We start from the raw sequence: 16,134 nt of genomic DNA, 5'->3' as shown, positions 1-16,134 counted from the left end.
GAGTTCAGCATTAAGGGGTTGAGGCTGCACTAACCAACCGCTTGGAGGCTGGGAGACTGATGAAGAAAGTTGTGACACCTTCCGCTGAAGTACACCAGATTCGTCCACTATGAGCCTCGATGATAGAGTGGGTTATCGACAGCCCCAGGCCTGCATTGCTTGGGCCGCCTTCGCGCCTGGCTGGATCGGCTCGATAGAATCGGTCGAAGATCTTGCCAATGTGCTGGGGGTCGATGGTTACCCCGCTGTTACGCACGGAAAGCGTCACGCTTTCAGGCGTCTGCTCGATCTGCACTGATATCTCGTTGCCTTCCGGGGTGTAGCGCAACGCGTTGGATAGAAGGTTGGAAAGCGCTCGGTCAATCATCAGGCGATCGCCACGAACCTTACCCTGCCCGTGTAGGGTCAGCTGGATGCCTTGATCCTCAGCCAGGAACTGGTAGTACTCGAACAGCTTGGATACGAGGTCGGAGAGTTCCACATCAATCTGCTCGGGCACGATCAGACCGTTATCCGCCTTGGCGAGGAAAAGCATGTCGTCGATCATGTGCGACATGCGTTTGAGGTCCTCCAGGTTCGAATAGAGGTTTTCCTCATAGGCATCCAGGTCACGCTTCTTGGTGAGCACCACTTCGGTATGGGTCAGAAGGTTGCTGACTGGCGTTCTCAACTCGTGAGCGATATCGGCAGAGAAGTTGGACAACCGAACGAATGCATCCTCCAACCGTCCCAGCATCCCGTTGAAAGACAGGATGAGCTCCTGAAGCTCCAGCGGCACGGGCTCCAGCGGAATGCGCTCGCGGAGCGATCTTGCCGACATCCCGGTGGCCACTTTAGTGATTTGCCCAACAGGCCTAAGCCCACTCTTGGCAACGACCCAGCCCAAGCCTGCGCTCACAATCGCGCTGATCACCAGGCCAATTCCGAACCACCATTGCAGGGTGACAAAGAAATGGGCGTGAGTGGTGACATTGAGCATCAGCACGGCCGTCACCGTTTCCGGCTCGCCTGCAATGGTCAGCTGGGCGGTAATGCCGCGAAAGTTCTGCGATTCATCCTGCCATTCCCAGACCGCACCCCGGTGCGCCTGCTCGAACCGCTGAGGAATTTTGGAGGCTTTGGGGTCTGAAAAAAGGACCGTACCGTCAGCCTTGGTGATTTTCGCCGATAGATCCTGATGTGCGCCGAGCAATGCCCGCAGCTGCTGCTCCTGATCGTCGAGCCCGCCTCGCGCTGCTGAGATGGACAGGATATGACGCGTTGACTCCAGCTTTTCGGAAAGTGCCTGCTCATCCAGCATCCGGAAATGGTGCTGACTGAGCCCGTAGAAAGCCACGCCGGCAACCACCAGAACAGCAGTCACCGCGAACATGAACATCAGGGTCAGTCGCTTGACGAGCGATGATTGCGGGCGCATCACTCCGGCACATCCATCATGTAGCCCATGCCTCGGGCGGTATGGATGAGCTTTGGCGCGAAGTCGTCATCAATCTTGGCCCGCAGTCGGCGAATCGCGACCTCGATCACGTTGGTGTCACTGTCGAAATTCATGTCCCAGACCTGAGAAGCGATCAGCGACTTTGGGAGGACCTCGCCGCGACGGCGCATGAGCAGCTCCAACAGGGAAAACTCCTTGGCAGTAAGGTCAATCCGCTTGCCGTTTCGCGTAGCTCGACGCTTGAGCAGGTCTACCTCAAGGTCTGCCATCTTCATAGTGGTTTGAGCAGAACCACCGTTGCCTCTGCGCAGCAACGTGCGAACCCGAGCCAGCAGCTCCGAGAACGCAAAGGGCTTCACCAGGTAATCATCCGCGCCCAGTTCCAAGCCTTTCACGCGGTCGTCTACGCCGTCTCGGGCTGTCAAGAAAAGGACCGGCACATCCTGCCCCGCCGCACGGATCTTGCGCAGGACCTCCCAGCCATCGAGCCCCGGCATCATCACGTCGAGGATCAGCAAGTCATACGCTTCGCTCTGTGCCTGTTGCAAGGCGTCAGTGCCTGTCATCACCCGGTCAACGGTGAAGCCAGCTTCTGTCAGGCCTTGCTGGAGGTAGACACCGGTTTTTGGCTCATCTTCGGCTACGAGTAATTTCATCTGCTCTCATCCACGCGGGGTGCATCTCCAGTTTGCAGGAAAAAAGTCGTCCAACCAGAAGCTGACGGAAAAGTAATGTCGAGATCAGTTTTCTGACAGCACCGCGAAGCTAACTTGACCCTGTACCTGACGCCATGAGGCGCAGAACCCACTGAGGATCTCCAGATGAACATGGTCAAAGCAATTGTGATGGTCGTTACCTTCGGCATGGCAGGCATCGCCCTGGCAGAGGGCGGCGCGGACCGGACCTTTGCGCGGATGGAAGCGGCTCGCCAAAGCTCCATGCAGGCATTCCAAGTTGCGCAGGAGAAGAAAGAGCAGGCGCCAGTCGCCGCCCAGTCCAGCAAGCATGCCGGCCACGAAAGCTGCTGATCCGAGCTTACAGAAATGTAATCACTCCGGAATCTGAACTATGGCAGTTTCAGACTACGGCCTCTCATCAGCCTCGCGCAGTGGCGAAAGTCTACGAGACTGGTGAGAGCTCCAATGAACCCAAGGGCTGCGCCATCGAGCAGCCTGGATATCAGCGATCTACCTGACTGGACGCAACGGCATGCAAAGCAAAACCACGAGACGATCATTCGTCAAAGGCCTGGCCGCTACCGGACTTCTGGGTGGGCTCGGCATGTGGCGCGCGCCGGTCTGGGCCGTGACAAGCCCTGGCCAACCGAACGTGCTGAGCGGCACGGACTTCGATCTGTATATTGGCGAACTGCCCGTCAACATCACGGGTGCAGCTCGTACGGCCATGGCCATCAACGGCTCCGTGCCAGGGCCGATCCTGCGTTGGCGCGAAGGCGACACCGTGACGCTGCGCGTACGCAACCGGCTGAAACAGGACACCTCCATTCACTGGCACGGCATCATCCTGCCCGCCAACATGGACGGTGTGCCGGGCTTGAGCTTCCACGGCATCGCTCCCGATGGCATGTACGAATACAAGTTCAAGGTCCACCAGAACGGCACTTACTGGTATCACAGCCACTCAGGCCTCCAGGAACAGTCCGGGGTCTATGGGGCGTTGGTGATCGATGCCAAGGATCCGGAGCCGTTTGTGTACGACCGTGATTATGTCGTCATGCTCAGCGATTGGACGGATGAAGACCCGGCGCGGGTGCTCTCCAAACTCAAGAAGCAATCTGACTACTACAACTTCCATAAGCGCACAGTTAGCGACTTCGTTGACGATGTGAGCGAGAAAGGCTGGTCGGCCGCTGTAGCGGATCGGAAGATGTGGGCTGAAATGAAGATGAGCCCCACCGACCTGGCTGACGTTAGTGGGTATACCTACACCTACCTCATGAACGGCCAAGCGCCGAACGGCAACTGGACGGGCATCTTCAAGCCCGGCGAGAAGATCCGTCTGCGCTTCATCAACGGCTCGGCCATGACCTATTTCGATGTCCGGATTCCTGGGCTCAAGATGACGGTTGTGGCTGCCGACGGCCAGTACGTCAAACCCGTATCGGTCGATGAGTTCCGGATCGCCGTTGCCGAAACCTTCGATGTCATCGTCGAACCTGAAAACGAGCAGGCCTATACGATCTTCGCGCAATCTATGGACCGCACCGGGTACTCCCGAGGCACCCTGGCGGTTCGTGAAGGCTTGCAAGCGCCCGTACCGGAGGTAGATCCACGCCCGATCATCGCCATGAGCGATATGGGCATGGACCACGGCAGCATGGGCGGAATGGATCACGGCGGCATGGCTGGCATGGACCAAGGGAACATGGCCGGCATGGATCACAGCAAGATGGCTGGGATGGACCATGGCAGCATGGCCGGCATGGACCACAGCAAGATGGCTGGAATGGATCACGGCAACATGGCCGGCATGGACCACAGCAAGATGGCTGGAATGGACCATGGCAACATGGCCGGCATGGACCACAGCAAGATGGCTGGAATGGACCATGGCAGCACGGCCGGCATGGACCACAGCAAGATGGCTGGAATGGACCACGGCAACATGGCCGGCATGGATCACAGCAAGATGGCTGGAATGGACCATGGCAGCACGGCCGGCATGGACCACAGCAAGATGGCTGGAATGGACCACGGCAACATGGCCGGCATGGATCACAGCAAGATGGCTGGGATGGGTCATGAGGGCATGGCCGGCATGAGCGGTGCAATGCAGAGCCATCCGACTTCCGAGACCAACAACCCGTTGGTCGATATGCAGACCATGTCGCCGACCCCGAAGCTGAACGATCCGGGAATTGGCCTGCGCAACAACGGGCGCCGAGTGCTGACCTACGCCGATTTGCGGAGCACCTTCATCGATCCCGATGGTCGAGAGCCTGGACGCACAATCGAACTGCACCTTACCGGCCACATGGAGAAGTTCGCATGGTCGTTCGACGGTATCAAATTCTCCGACGCTGAACCGCTGCGGTTGAAATATGGCGAGCGTCTTCGCATCACCTTGGTCAACGACACCATGATGACTCACCCCATCCATCTCCACGGTATGTGGAGTGATCTGGAGGACGAGAACGGCAACTTCATGGTTCGCAAGCACACCATCGACATGCCACCTGGCTCAAAACGAAGCTATCGCGTCACCGCAGATGCCTTGGGACGTTGGGCCTATCACTGTCACCTACTGTTCCACATGGAAATGGGCATGTTCCGAGAAGTCCGTGTGGACGAATGAACTGGAGATTTGAGATGAGCAAACCAATGAAACGAAGCGCCTTTTTCCTCTCTGCTGCGATGGTCGGCATGTTGGCTGTTTATGCCCCGTCGTCGTGGTCTAGCGACAACCACGATCAGCATTCCCAGAAATCCACCGAGGCCGGTAAAGCCGAAGGTTCGCAGGACAAGCAGGGCCAGGGCATGAACCATGAAGGCATGGACCATGGGTCCATGGAAGGTATGGACCACGGCTCGATGAAGGGGATGGACCATGGCTCGATGGAAGGCGTGGACCACGACAAAATGATGGAATCGCATGGCAGCGACAAAGCTAAGGCAGGGAAAGATGGTCAATAGCCTTGGGCGGCCTTCGCTGCTGGCCCTGACTGTTTCAATCGGCATGCTGGGCGTAACGCCCAGCTTCGCCGCTGAAGAAATGGATCACTCGGGCATGGATCATTCGAAAATGGGGCACGGTTCCATGCAAATGGATGCTGCTCCGTCCGAATCGATGCCGGCGATGGATCACAGCAAGATGGGGATGAGCAAACAGCAGAAACAGCCTGCCCCTGTTGATCACAGCCAGATGGGGCATGCTCAAAGCCAGAGCAAATCCAGCCCGGTGGACCATAGCAAGATGGACCACAGCAAAATGGGCCATGGAAACATGAAGGGCATGGATCACGGTTCGATGAAGGGCATGGACCATTCCCAGATGAATCCTGGTTCAGCGACTTCTCCGACCACAACGAGCCGCACGCCGATTCCAGTGCTCACTGATGCCGACCGCGAGGCAGCCTTTCCGCCTTTGGGTGGCCACCAGGTGCACGACAGCGGAATCAACAGCTTCTTCCTGTTGGACCAGCTCGAATACCAGGACGCCGATGAGGGCAGCACCCTGGCTTGGGATGCATCTGGCTGGGTAGGTAGCGACATCAATCGACTCTGGGTTCGGTCGGAAGGCGAGCGCACCAACGGGGTAACCGAAGATGCTGAGCTGCAACTGCTATACGGGCGCTCGGTCAGTCCTTGGTGGGACGTGGTCGCCGGGGTCCGTCAGGATTTCAAACCGGAATCACCGCAGACCTGGGCAGCCTTTGGTATTCAGGGCATGGCCTTGTATGACTTCGAGGCCGAAGCTACGGCGTTCATCGGCGAAAACGGCCAGACTGCTGCGCGTCTTGAAGGCGAATACGACATCCTGCTGACCAATCGCTTGATTTTGCAGCCCACGGCTGAGGCGAACTTCTATGGCAAGAACGATCCTGAGCGCGGTGTTGGATCGGGTCTGGCCAATACCGAAGTCGGGCTGCGTCTACGGTATGAAATCGTCCGCCAGTTTGCCCCGTACATAGGCGTTACCTGGAGCCGCTCCTACGGCAAAACCGCTGACTTCATCCGAGACGAGGGTGGAGATGTTGATGAGGCACGCTTCGTTGCCGGTATCAGGATGTGGTTCTGAGAATTCCAACATGAAAAGAACAATTACAACGCTGCTTGTGGCCGGTGCTGTCGGAAGTGCTGCGGTATTGGGCACCGCGTATTTCGGCTTGGTGAATGTCGGCGCCGATGATCCTCACTTCCCGGCTGTCCATTCGTTTCTCGCCATGGCTCGCGACCGGTCGATTGAGGTTCGAGCGCGAGACATTGAAGTGCCTGACCTGAAGAATGCTGCGTTGATCAAGGCAGGCGCAGGCAACTACAACGCCATGTGCATTGGGTGCCACCTCGCCCCTGGCGTTGGAAAGACAGAACTCAGCCAAGCGCTATACCCGTCGCCACCTGACCTCACCAAGGTGGGTGTCGGAGACGATCCGGCTGCCGCATTCTGGACGATCAAGCACGGCATCAAAGCCACCGGCATGCCCGCCTGGGGCAAGAGCATGGGTGATGAGTACATCTGGGGAATAGTCGCGTTCCTTGACCAACTGCCCCAAATGAATCCTGAGCAGTACAAGGCGTTGGTGGCCACGAGCGGCGGCCATCAGCACGGCGGCGGTGAAAGCGATATGCATAATCATGAGGGCCAGCACGGCGGGAGCGGTCATGCCGAGCGTGGCGATCACGACGAAGCGGCAGATGACGACCATGCTCAGACAGCTCACGACCATGGAGCTGCACCCGCAGGCGCCGCCCAAGCGGCAGATCATCACGGTGACCACAATGCGGCCGAAGCCCATTCGGACGCCCACCCGAAATCGTCGACAAAGACGCATGTTCACAAAGACGGTAAGGAGCACACTCATGCCAACTAACCGGATACTCGTTCGGCTAGCCGCAATCGCTGGGCTGCTGGTGGCCTCGGCGGCCTACGCCGCCGAGCCATTGTCCATCGACGTTCACCGAGATGCGAACTGCGGTTGCTGCAAGAAGTGGATCGCTCACCTAGAAGCCAATGGTTTCGAAGTGACCGACCATGTTGAGACGGACATGAGCGCAGTGAAACAGAAGCTGGGCGTAGCGCCTCGGTTAGCGTCCTGCCATACAGCCGTGATTGACGGAAAGTTTGTTGAAGGTCACGTGCCAGCTGAGCAGATTCGAGAACTCAAGGAGCGGAACGATCTGGTAGGGATCGCCGTGCCAGGAATGCCAGCTGGATCCCCAGGCATGGAGGTTGATGGTGTAAGCCATGCCTACCAGGTTATTGGTTTGACCAAAAGCGGCGAGGACCAAGTAGTCGCCAACTATCCAGCCAAATAACGCACCGACCAGAAGGACGGCAGTAGGCTGACTGCCGTCCCATAAATCCCCGCTAGAAAGTTTCATCAGCTCAACACGACGACACAGAGGGCCTGCAAAGCGTAGCTAATCAGATTCACGGCGCTCGCGGACTGGCTTGAGTACGATATCGCCGTTGATAAGCTCGATGGAGAGTCTGTCGCCCGTCGTGACCCCGAGCTCGCGCAGAATGTCGTCGGGTAGTTCCACAATCACATCGCCGGAGCCGTCGCCGGGATCAAGGCACTTGACCGTGGTGCGCGCTGATTGAGTCATTGGGCTGTCCTGCCTGAGCTACCAATTCTCATCGTACTCCACCAGTCATGAAAGCCGGTAACCAGGCGATCAATCGCCGGAATTGACGCTTCAACCCGGCTTTTATCAGCGTAAGTCCTGCCCGCTCGATCAGTGCTCAGTTCTGGCCCCGGCAACCGATACCAGCGGTCCGGTACTCAAGGATTTTCAGGTCTCCATTGGAATCCTCGTAGTTCATCTGTGCTGGCATCACGTCACAGCTCGCCTTGGTCGATGTCATGCTGATTACTCTTGCCACGTCGAGCCGCATCCCGTAGCGATAATGGATCACCTCCGGTGGCTTCATATCATTGACGGCCGCATAAGCTCGCATAGCTTGCTCATTGGCCTGAATCATCTTCCCGTATAGACGGTCGGATCCTCCTTCGGCGAGCGCGGTTGAGGAGGCCACTATGGCCAGGATGGCCGCGATGCTTTTGATGACTTTCATTTCAATCACTCCAATAGACGTGACTGAAGATTAGGATTTTGTCGCTGTCAATTGAGTGATACGGGGATTACAAGGTTGTAAGTCCGGCTTGCAGATGGAGGTAGCGTTGCGTCTACACGGCATACCAATTCCCCTCAGGCACACTACTGATAGACACCCAGGCGAAGACGCTCAAGATAGTCCGCTACCACGCTGAATCCGAGCGACGTGTCGAGCATCTCGAAGGGTACAAACCCCATCAAACGGCCGCACGGCCGACAAAGCCACTGCTCCGCGAGCATCTGAGAGCCAAATACCTTCGACGCAAGCTCCAGTCCTTTCGCATATTGAAACGCCACCGCGCTCTGCTGGGCATCCAGGCGATGGGCCTGAACGGAATGGCTCAGACGGTGAACGCTTCTGGTCGATATTCCTGTGATTCGCCTGACGAGGTTACGAGCCTTGAATAGGCTTGAGGACTCGACCATGCATTTCACGTCGCTGAAAAAAAATCCTGTTTGGACAAGACGCAGGAGCTCCAGCTGGCTCAACTCATCAAGGTCGGTATGAACCAAGTGGAACGTTGGTGCAAAAGCCTGCGATTCAACAGGTGGGGGCGTGCTTGTAGGATTCATTGCATCGACCTCCTCTTGTGCGTTGGCTGTCAGACTAGATCGAATTTGATTCCCAAGCACGCCCGACGCCCTTTAACCTTCACACCTTAGCCCAAAACGATCACTAACGTGTATGCAGTACCGGTGTCTTCTAACTAAAATGCCATACCACTCGTCTTCCAGAACATCATTGCATGAAAATTTTCACACCATTACCTGGAGAATATATCGCATCTGCGCTTAAGCGCGGCAATGAGCTCCTAGGCATTAAATCGTTGAAAACTGAAGATTTCTATATAAAAGCGAAACCTCGTATTGGGTTCGGAATTAATAAGACTTTGGGGAAGTTGCAAACAGAGTGGCGGCCGCATCAAGAATTCTATTACCCAAAGCTGCTAGACGAGCACAAGATTTCGGACCTAGCCTTAAGCGATCACACTTTGTATCCTATGATAGCTGCCCTCGGGCGTCATCGAGCGACCGCAATCGTCACACCGAAAACTTGGGAAAAGGTTTGTCCAGATTGTGTTCGCGAAGACTTGGATAATTGCGGAAGCCCCTATATTCATCGCAGGCACGTATTGGGTTCCGTACAGGTGTGCAGTACTCATGCCCGCGCTCTAATCGAGACATGTCCGACCTGCTCAATACCAATGAAAAAGCACGAGATTAATCACCTAGCCAAGTGCAGCAAGCTTAACACATGGTCAAAACGTCAAAAGCGAGAATTCGGATCAAACCGTCATATGTATGCCAAATTTGTCGCAGACCTTTTGGACTATAGCGGCCCTATGATCAAGGATGGAATGGCAGACTTTGTCGCATATGCAAGCCTCATGATAAATCGAACTAGCGCATTCGAAAAAACCCAGCTGAATATTTCCAAACTGATCAACGAAGAAATGGGCATAACTTCGAGACTCACCCATGCCAGTATCTCTACCAGCGACAAATATCCTATCTATGTGTTTCTTGGATGCCACACCGCTGAAAATTATTTCAACTTGCTAAATAATAAGGATGAGCGAGACGTGCTGCGGGAGAAGAAAACAGTCATATTCAATAAACTTTTGCACGAAGCCATGAAAACTAATCCATATCGTCACGTATCTGCGTAAAGACTTCATCTTCGGATACGCGAGATATTCTTATTCCTGCATAACGGTATAAAACACTCATCGCACAGTTTTCAGTCAGCGAGTATTCTCGAATTGCCCACCGGATTTTACGTAGCTGATGGTCATGAGTAGACTCAAGTAAACCCGCCATCAACCTAGTGCTCATCGGAAAGTGGTCCGGCATCTTGAGGAAAGCATGAGCGTTTAGGACACGCCTACATAGAGCAGCGCGGGTGACCTGCTGAGGCTTTCCGTCTACAGAAAGAATCATCGTCTTCGCTTTAGCGAGCTCCAACGCAAGGGCCGAGTCCCTGGATTGCCAATCGATCAAAATTCTTCGGTCTCTGTGGTAGGGGTTCCCAGCAACATAACGGGCCAACCATTCCCTGTCGTGGCGGTACAACCACTGATAGCCCGGCTTGTCATGACATTTGAGATTCGTACTCTTCGCAAACGCTATTCGCCGGGCGTGAAGGTCATCGTCAGGGATGAGGTTATTCGGTTCATCAGGCCGGACCACAATACCAGCGCGATTAACGTCCTCTAGACGGTAGGTCTTCAGGTGCTCCAGCTCTAGATCAAGGAGCCAGCAGAGAAAATAGAACTTGAAAGGCTGCACGGTTCGACCTTGTCGCCGCAATATCTGAAAGACCCACTCAGCGGATCGAACCATTTCTTCGAATTCGGCGGCGCTAGGACTGCACCGAAGTCGCCTGGTTAAAAAATCTCTCAGCATCTGCTCTCTAATTCGTCCAGACCTGATAAAACCCATCTCGTCCAAACGGTTCCTGAGCAAATTTCCAGCCAGAATCGTTTTCATCTCATTGGGATGGTCTAGCCCCCACAGCTGCATGTGGGCAATGGCAACGGCCCCGCTGTGGTCACCACAGTCCATAACCGGCGTTCCAGCAGATTCCCCCGGAAGCAACATACAACGCCAATCTGACCATCCGGGGAATCTAATCGCCTGTAGTACTTCGCTGTGGCGTGGACAAATGCAAGTGCCCGATGCTTGGTGAATACGATGCCAATAAGCTGAGCCGCACTCCAGAATGTCCTCTCTGACGCAGCTCTCGCAATACCTAAACGAGGCGTGTTGGAGGAAACGCGATGCTGTAATGCCCAAGGCCATCTTGAGGCCTGTACCTCGATTACCTCCCATTAGAACGGCAGCATCGCGGCCCTTCTCGTCGTCCAAAAAAGGCAGAAAAAGCGGTAAAAGCGTGAAGCGCTCGATCAGCTCTCCTACAGAGAAGGCGCCTCTGAGACGTTCAGACAGAGCCTCTAAGCAGCACGGCAGGATGGAACCGCAGGTACGCGAGTAGCTACCGAACAGCTCTTGGCTGGTCGCTCGGTATCCCTGATTCGCTGCTAGCTTGTGATAGCGCACGGCCAGGCTATAGAGCGACTCATCCGGAAACGGCTGGGGGAAGAACAGAAGGTTAGCCACTGCCCTGAGCTCCCCTGCGTCAAATTACCAGGAAGAATCCCTATCCACCCAGCCGCGCTGTTCGAGCTGAGCCTGAAGGTCTTCGTCCTTCGAAAAATGCACGTTAGTTAACGCGCCGTCAGCAACCGGTACGACCGTACGACTCGGAGCCTTCGGCACCGATTTGTCCTTTGCTAGAGGTGAAGGTGCTATCGCGGTCTGTGTAAGTAGCGAAAGATGAGCCCGGTCCGCCCGGCGAGCCAAGTCGTAGCTCATCATCTGAGCGATTTGGTCTTTTGTAGGCATCATGTCCTCGAAATCAGCAATCTGAAGAGGATCACCGCTTCGAAGGGCCTCGATGGGCTTGTGCAAAAGCCTCATTTGATTGTCATACACCTGCTGAAGCACGGCTGGCGTAATGGCGTCGATTCCTTCCCAAATAACATGACGCTGCGCAAGCATAAGCAGTTTCGCTAGGAAATCTGTATTGCCCTGGGTGAGATCATAGATCTTGGACAGGAGGTCACTCGTCAGGGGAGCGCAAGATTCCGTCCAGTCATAGGCCCAGAGTTGGGACACCAAGTGATGCCAAAACGGATCGTCTTCGCTGAAACGGTCAAAGGCGATTGGTCCCATCCCCGCCGCTCTTCGGGCATTACGCAACACACCAGAAAAAAGCGGAAGCATTGCGTTGGTCCCTACATAGACAAGCGGAACGCCCGCATCATTGGATAAAGTTACGAAGAAATTCAGTAACTTTTCCCGATCCTGCCCCCCTCGCGACGAGCAAAGATGCTGCATTTCATCAATTATCAAAGCACCGATAAAAAAGGTTTTGCACAGCTGACTGATGTGCTGGAGCATTACGCTGATGCTGTTGGCGGCACCGCCCCTGCGAGAGTATTTTTCGACACCTAACGCAGCGTCCAGTGCAGAGAAGAATGCTGCGCAAAAACCGCGCAACGAGCCATCGTGAGGACACTCAATCTTTAGCCACACAACCTGGGTTTCGATGAGAATCGCGTCTTTATATCTGCTGTGACTGATCACCTGCGGATAAAGCCTTGCTATGGAATTAAGCGCTGTGGTCTTGCCCATACCACTCAAGCCAATCAGGGTCATCGTCTCAGCGGTGGACATGAATCCATGGCGCTTGGCATCTGCTGAGGAAGGCAATCGATGCCTAACAGATGAGGCCAACAGCGGATTGCGGCCCGAATAGCCGTAGCGGATCAGCTGGCTGAATAGGTCTTCGAGGCGCAAGTGGATTTCGAATGGAACCACAACATCTTTGAGCCGGTTGATCCCATGGCCGCGAAGCTTCGGTGGCAACGCTCGTTCGGCCTCGTCGGGCTTCGGCGGAAGGTTCCCAACACGCCTCACCACATCAACATCCGAGAGAATTCTAGGCAAGCATTCAATCAGCGGGTTGCCATCATATTGAGGCATGCCTGTAGGAATATATTCTGCGGGGGAGAAGGTCAAATCGTTCATGTCTCTGTCTCGCTACCCTCGCTGACTACCAGTTTCAGAAACGCCGCGCTTCTTGTGGAACTGGGCCTGCCGGTGACTGGCCTAGAATTTTCTCCCGCAAGGGGCGTGTGATCCACAACGCGTAGCTGATTCAGATCAGCGGTATGGGAATCGCGCTCGGTCTGAGCTTCGGTCGCACGCTTGGCACGTTTGTCCCGCTTGAAATCTGCATTCGATTTCGGGTCACCCTGTGCGGCACGTTTGGCTTTGGCCCGGTCAAGGATTTCCTCTTGCCGCCCCCTTACCAGCGCCGCAGTATTGTCACTGTCATAACGGGCATCCGGCGATACTTGGTTCAAGACATGGACCATATCAAGAACCTCCTCCATACGGAGTCCACCATATTTCTGCCGTTGCTGCGGTACAATAGTTAAAGCCTCAAAACCTGCTTCGGACTTGATCCAACAATTTTCAATAGAGTTAGGATCGTAGAATACTCGAACATACTTCGTCCGCAGATTGTGCGAGCGCTCCAACCACTCCTCACGCAAGGCTGTTTGACATGTATATTGGACGCCTTGGAAAACAATACCGCCTCGACTGATACGACACTCTTGAGAGGGCAGTAAAGCAATTTTCAACTCAGCCGGAGAAACCACTTTAGAATTGATAGGACTATTAGCTTTAGACCAATTCCAAACTGCTATAGGCGTCGCTTCTATACCGTCGGCAATCATCTCGCGACTTAATAGGTGTGGTATGCGTAGGCTCTTATTGTGCGCCATGACCCCTACAATAACCATTTCTGTGAACTCGTCGATATCCAAAATCGCATCGAGTTGGTAGTCCCTATCACCACGCTCCATTTTACGAGCATCTACTCCGCCTGGAACAAATTTCAAGTCCAGGTGTTCATTGATCAGACGGAAGCGGCTTTCGATGATCCCTTTCCAATCAGGCCTAAAGGGGGGCAAAATTTGCACCGCTAGTCCCAAGCTTTGCGACAGCGTTGCCCCAGCCTCACTTAGAAGTTCGGCCCGGTCAGCAACAATTTCGACTGGCAAGTGCGAGCACGGCCAGTCAGCCTCATCTATTTCAACATTGTATCGCTTGCAAAAATCGACCTTTGGGGTGCAAGCATTGTATATCGCGTGTCGAGCCCCATTCCAACTGGGACCCTCAAGGCCCACGTGAATCCCTACAATCATTCTAGTAAAGGTATCGACGACCACATAAAGTATGGGGCGTCCTATGAGCCATAGCCTGTTAACGCGATGCACTAAATATACATCAGCGATGGTGGAATCTATCTCATATCGATGGGTCGCACCCATCAGGCCTTGGGAAGCTGCGCCAACGATAGCACGATGATCTTTGTTGTATCGAACAGAACCGCCACGCACCTTAAGTTTATAAAGATCATCGAAAAAAAGCTTACCGTGATATCTGAGCTGGGTAGTAGTCGGGTAACTGCCGCGTACAATATTTCCTTTCGAGCCGTCTGGCAGAGTCTCTCTATAAAATTTGTTTAACATCCACTTATGTGCATCTTTCAGGGTGCCGCATTTGCCGCTAGCAACCCGCCCGTAAGCCAAACGGATATGAGAGAGATGGCGCGGTTCGAGCGTGATGGCACCACCATCATTGACAACGACACCACGATACTTACGCGGCCTACCGGGGATAATGCCTGAGGATCGATCCTTTTTCTTTCCCCGACCACCGCAAGCACTAGTGTTCCATAGAAACGCGTTAGGTGTCTGCCCCATGCTCCAGTAGCGGTATAGAAGCCGGTATATCTGTTTACGCTCTACTCCTGCCTCTAGGGCATGCCTAGCAACCAGCTTTCCAAAACCCGGTCCAAGAATTTCCAAGGCGGAGCGATCTTCTACTAACCCTCTTATAAGGCTCCAGTTACGATTTCGGCTCGATTTTTCATTTTCACTAATTTCATCATCACTTCTGAGCAGATGTAAGGGCACCATTTCTCGACTTAAGATTGCGCGCCCTGCGTCAATATCGTCAATCAAAACGGACCGCTCGATCTGCCACGGCTTGCTGGGATTCGTACTCAGCTCAATCACAATTACAGAATCATCATCTATGCCTAAAATCCGAACCGCTTTTTTTAGTAGGCTAGGTTCTTCGCCAGGAGTGACAATGCTGTTGATTTTAAGATCAAGCATGATGGGAAACCTCGTTTGGCAGAGACAAAGCCGCTGACCTTTGATTCGGCCATACGTGCAACGGCTGCGACATGCTTATTATTTTCGAGGTAAGATCTGACTCTAAACGACCGTTCCATAGCAGGTGATGGAAGAGGCGCTTTACCCCCATATATTCAATGTAAAGGTCACGAGACGCTTTATCCAAAAGAATTTTTAACGGTATTTGATCCGTCTTTGCCTCCTCAATGTATCCAAGCAAATTGCCGATGTTCTTCTCCGTCGGTAACGAGGGATGAATACTGGCGTATGTCCTGAGAATCTTGAGGTTCGCTAATTTTATCTTTGAGAGGTTTTCATGCAGGACCAGCTTCCAGTCCACCCCCCTCATTGCCCAGTATTTTTCTTCGATGGCTAGCTTTTCTGCTATTCGATTACGCGCCTGAAGATCAGCTTGCTCAAACTCTTTTCGGTATTTCACTGATCGAGCAGCTAGCCTTGTTTCGCCAGAGGAATCTAAGAAGGTAACGAGAAAGTCCGTCGTCATAACGACAGGTATTTGCGTGCCAGGATATACAGGGTGGCGACAGTTAATACTTGAGGCAATTGCTTGGGTCTCAGCCTGTGTCAGCAGAGGATACTGCTCTCGGATATCGATGATCGAGGCATCGTGCTCAAGTACAGTTAAGTAATCTCGCTCTGCATTGGACAGCAGGTGGTGTGTGCGGTGAATTTTAACTCCCGCGATCATATGAGAGACACCCTTTGATTTGATCTCCCACACTTTGATCCATGGCTTATAGGAATCTCTGACTCCACACCCACGACCCGATTGAATTTTCTTATCTATTTTTGCCTGGGTCATCAGCTTGCGATGTGCAGCCTTGACCGGAGCTATGGGCATGGATGCCATTGTTCGAGTCGCTCAAAATTGGGCGACCCGCTCGACCGGGACGAGGACAGGTGTCGTGCACAGGGGACACCCCAGAGAGCGGGCTAAGCCAGGACAACAGTCACAGCGTTGGGTAGAGGATTGTCACCCGAATCTCCAAGGCCTGGCTCCGGCCCGATGTGCGGTCAGAGCCTGCCTTGTGACAACCTTTATTACGTTGTGACAACCTTTATTGTTTTGTGACAACCTTTATTATTCAAAAACACA

General features: G+C 54.1%; 16 protein-coding genes. 7 read left to right on the top strand and 9 right to left on the bottom strand.

The window, feature by feature from the left end:
- Nucleotides 1-10: 10 nt before the first annotated feature.
- Nucleotides 11-1,417 (bottom strand): heavy metal sensor histidine kinase, encoded by a 1,407-nt coding sequence (locus IWW33_RS11310; protein ID WP_196914446.1) that lies wholly within the window; start codon nucleotides 1,415-1,417, stop codon nucleotides 11-13.
- Nucleotides 1,417-2,094 (bottom strand): heavy metal response regulator transcription factor, encoded by a 678-nt coding sequence (locus tag IWW33_RS11305; protein ID WP_129931848.1) that lies wholly within the window; start codon nucleotides 2,092-2,094, stop codon nucleotides 1,417-1,419. The genes IWW33_RS11310 and IWW33_RS11305 overlap by 1 nt, the downstream gene beginning before the upstream one ends.
- Before the next feature lie 165 nt (nucleotides 2,095-2,259).
- Between IWW33_RS11305 and IWW33_RS11300 the strand changes: the two genes are divergently transcribed.
- The 6 genes from IWW33_RS11300 to IWW33_RS11275 all read left to right on the top strand — a co-directional run bounded on the left by IWW33_RS11300 (nucleotide 2,260) and on the right by IWW33_RS11275 (nucleotide 7,434).
- Nucleotides 2,260-2,466 carry a co-regulatory protein PtrA N-terminal domain-containing protein gene (locus IWW33_RS11300; protein ID WP_060519770.1) on the top strand — a complete coding sequence of 69 codons (207 nt, stop codon included), beginning with the start codon at nucleotides 2,260-2,262 and terminating at the stop codon, nucleotides 2,464-2,466.
- A gap of 181 nt (nucleotides 2,467-2,647) precedes the next feature.
- The gene (locus tag IWW33_RS11295; protein ID WP_196914272.1) at nucleotides 2,648-4,753 is read left to right on the top strand and encodes a copper resistance system multicopper oxidase; all 2,106 of its coding nucleotides are present in this window, start codon (nucleotides 2,648-2,650) and stop codon (nucleotides 4,751-4,753) included.
- A 14-nt stretch (nucleotides 4,754-4,767) separates the two neighbouring features.
- Entirely contained in the window at nucleotides 4,768-5,091 is a 324-nt protein-coding gene (locus IWW33_RS11290; RefSeq protein WP_196914271.1) for a hypothetical protein, read from the top strand.
- Nucleotides 5,081-6,196, top strand: a complete 1,116-nt coding sequence (locus IWW33_RS11285; protein WP_129931851.1) for a copper resistance protein B — start codon at nucleotides 5,081-5,083, stop codon at nucleotides 6,194-6,196. Before IWW33_RS11290 ends, IWW33_RS11285 begins: the two co-directional genes overlap by 11 nt.
- A 10-nt stretch (nucleotides 6,197-6,206) precedes the next feature.
- Complete coding sequence (locus IWW33_RS11280) at nucleotides 6,207-6,989, top strand: cytochrome c (protein WP_129931852.1); 783 nt, start codon at nucleotides 6,207-6,209, stop codon at nucleotides 6,987-6,989.
- Nucleotides 6,979-7,434: a DUF411 domain-containing protein gene (locus IWW33_RS11275; protein ID WP_196914270.1), complete on the top strand. Its 456-nt coding sequence runs from the start codon at nucleotides 6,979-6,981 to the stop codon at nucleotides 7,432-7,434. The genes IWW33_RS11280 and IWW33_RS11275 overlap by 11 nt, the downstream gene beginning before the upstream one ends.
- Before the next feature lie 105 nt (nucleotides 7,435-7,539).
- Here IWW33_RS11275 and IWW33_RS11270 read toward each other — a convergent pair whose 3' ends face one another.
- The 3 genes from IWW33_RS11270 to IWW33_RS11260 form a co-directional block, all read right to left on the bottom strand.
- Entirely contained in the window at nucleotides 7,540-7,728 is a 189-nt protein-coding gene (locus tag IWW33_RS11270; RefSeq protein WP_016489899.1) for an AbrB/MazE/SpoVT family DNA-binding domain-containing protein, read from the bottom strand.
- A 136-nt stretch (nucleotides 7,729-7,864) separates the two neighbouring features.
- Entirely contained in the window at nucleotides 7,865-8,197 is a 333-nt protein-coding gene (locus IWW33_RS11265; RefSeq protein ID WP_044047196.1) for a DUF2790 domain-containing protein, read from the bottom strand.
- Nucleotides 8,198-8,340: 143 nt separating this feature from the next.
- Entirely contained in the window at nucleotides 8,341-8,811 is a 471-nt protein-coding gene (locus IWW33_RS11260) for an antitoxin Xre/MbcA/ParS toxin-binding domain-containing protein (protein WP_044047197.1), read from the bottom strand.
- Between the two features lie 173 nt (nucleotides 8,812-8,984).
- Here IWW33_RS11260 and IWW33_RS11255 point away from each other — a divergent pair, with 173 nt between their 5' ends.
- Nucleotides 8,985-9,908, top strand: coding sequence for a TniQ family protein (locus IWW33_RS11255; protein WP_196914269.1), 924 nt, complete (start codon nucleotides 8,985-8,987; stop codon nucleotides 9,906-9,908).
- On the opposite strand, the gene IWW33_RS11250 is transcribed toward IWW33_RS11255, so the two are convergent.
- The 4 genes from IWW33_RS11250 to IWW33_RS11235 are packed head-to-tail and all read right to left on the bottom strand — an operon-like array spanning nucleotide 9,880 to nucleotide 15,888.
- Nucleotides 9,880-11,358, bottom strand: coding sequence for a TniQ family protein (locus tag IWW33_RS11250; protein ID WP_013974897.1), 1,479 nt, complete (start codon nucleotides 11,356-11,358; stop codon nucleotides 9,880-9,882). The genes IWW33_RS11255 and IWW33_RS11250 overlap by 29 nt on opposite strands.
- 24 nt (nucleotides 11,359-11,382) lie before the next feature.
- The gene (locus IWW33_RS11245) at nucleotides 11,383-12,831 is read right to left on the bottom strand and encodes an ATP-binding protein (RefSeq protein WP_104886850.1); all 1,449 of its coding nucleotides are present in this window, start codon (nucleotides 12,829-12,831) and stop codon (nucleotides 11,383-11,385) included.
- Nucleotides 12,828-14,996 (bottom strand): Mu transposase C-terminal domain-containing protein, encoded by a 2,169-nt coding sequence (locus IWW33_RS11240; protein ID WP_196914268.1) that lies wholly within the window; start codon nucleotides 14,994-14,996, stop codon nucleotides 12,828-12,830. The genes IWW33_RS11245 and IWW33_RS11240 overlap by 4 nt, the downstream gene beginning before the upstream one ends.
- On the bottom strand, nucleotides 14,989-15,888 hold the full coding sequence (locus IWW33_RS11235; protein ID WP_049798467.1) for a TnsA endonuclease N-terminal domain-containing protein: 900 nt from the start codon (nucleotides 15,886-15,888) through the stop codon (nucleotides 14,989-14,991). The genes IWW33_RS11240 and IWW33_RS11235 overlap by 8 nt, the downstream gene beginning before the upstream one ends.
- Between the last annotated feature and the right edge of the window lie 246 nt (nucleotides 15,889-16,134).

The organism is Pseudomonas sp. M2 (assembly GCF_015751845.1).
GTDB lineage: Bacteria > Pseudomonadota > Gammaproteobacteria > Pseudomonadales > Pseudomonadaceae > Aquipseudomonas > Aquipseudomonas putida_E.
This window is presented reverse-complemented; position numbering and strand designations above follow the sequence as displayed.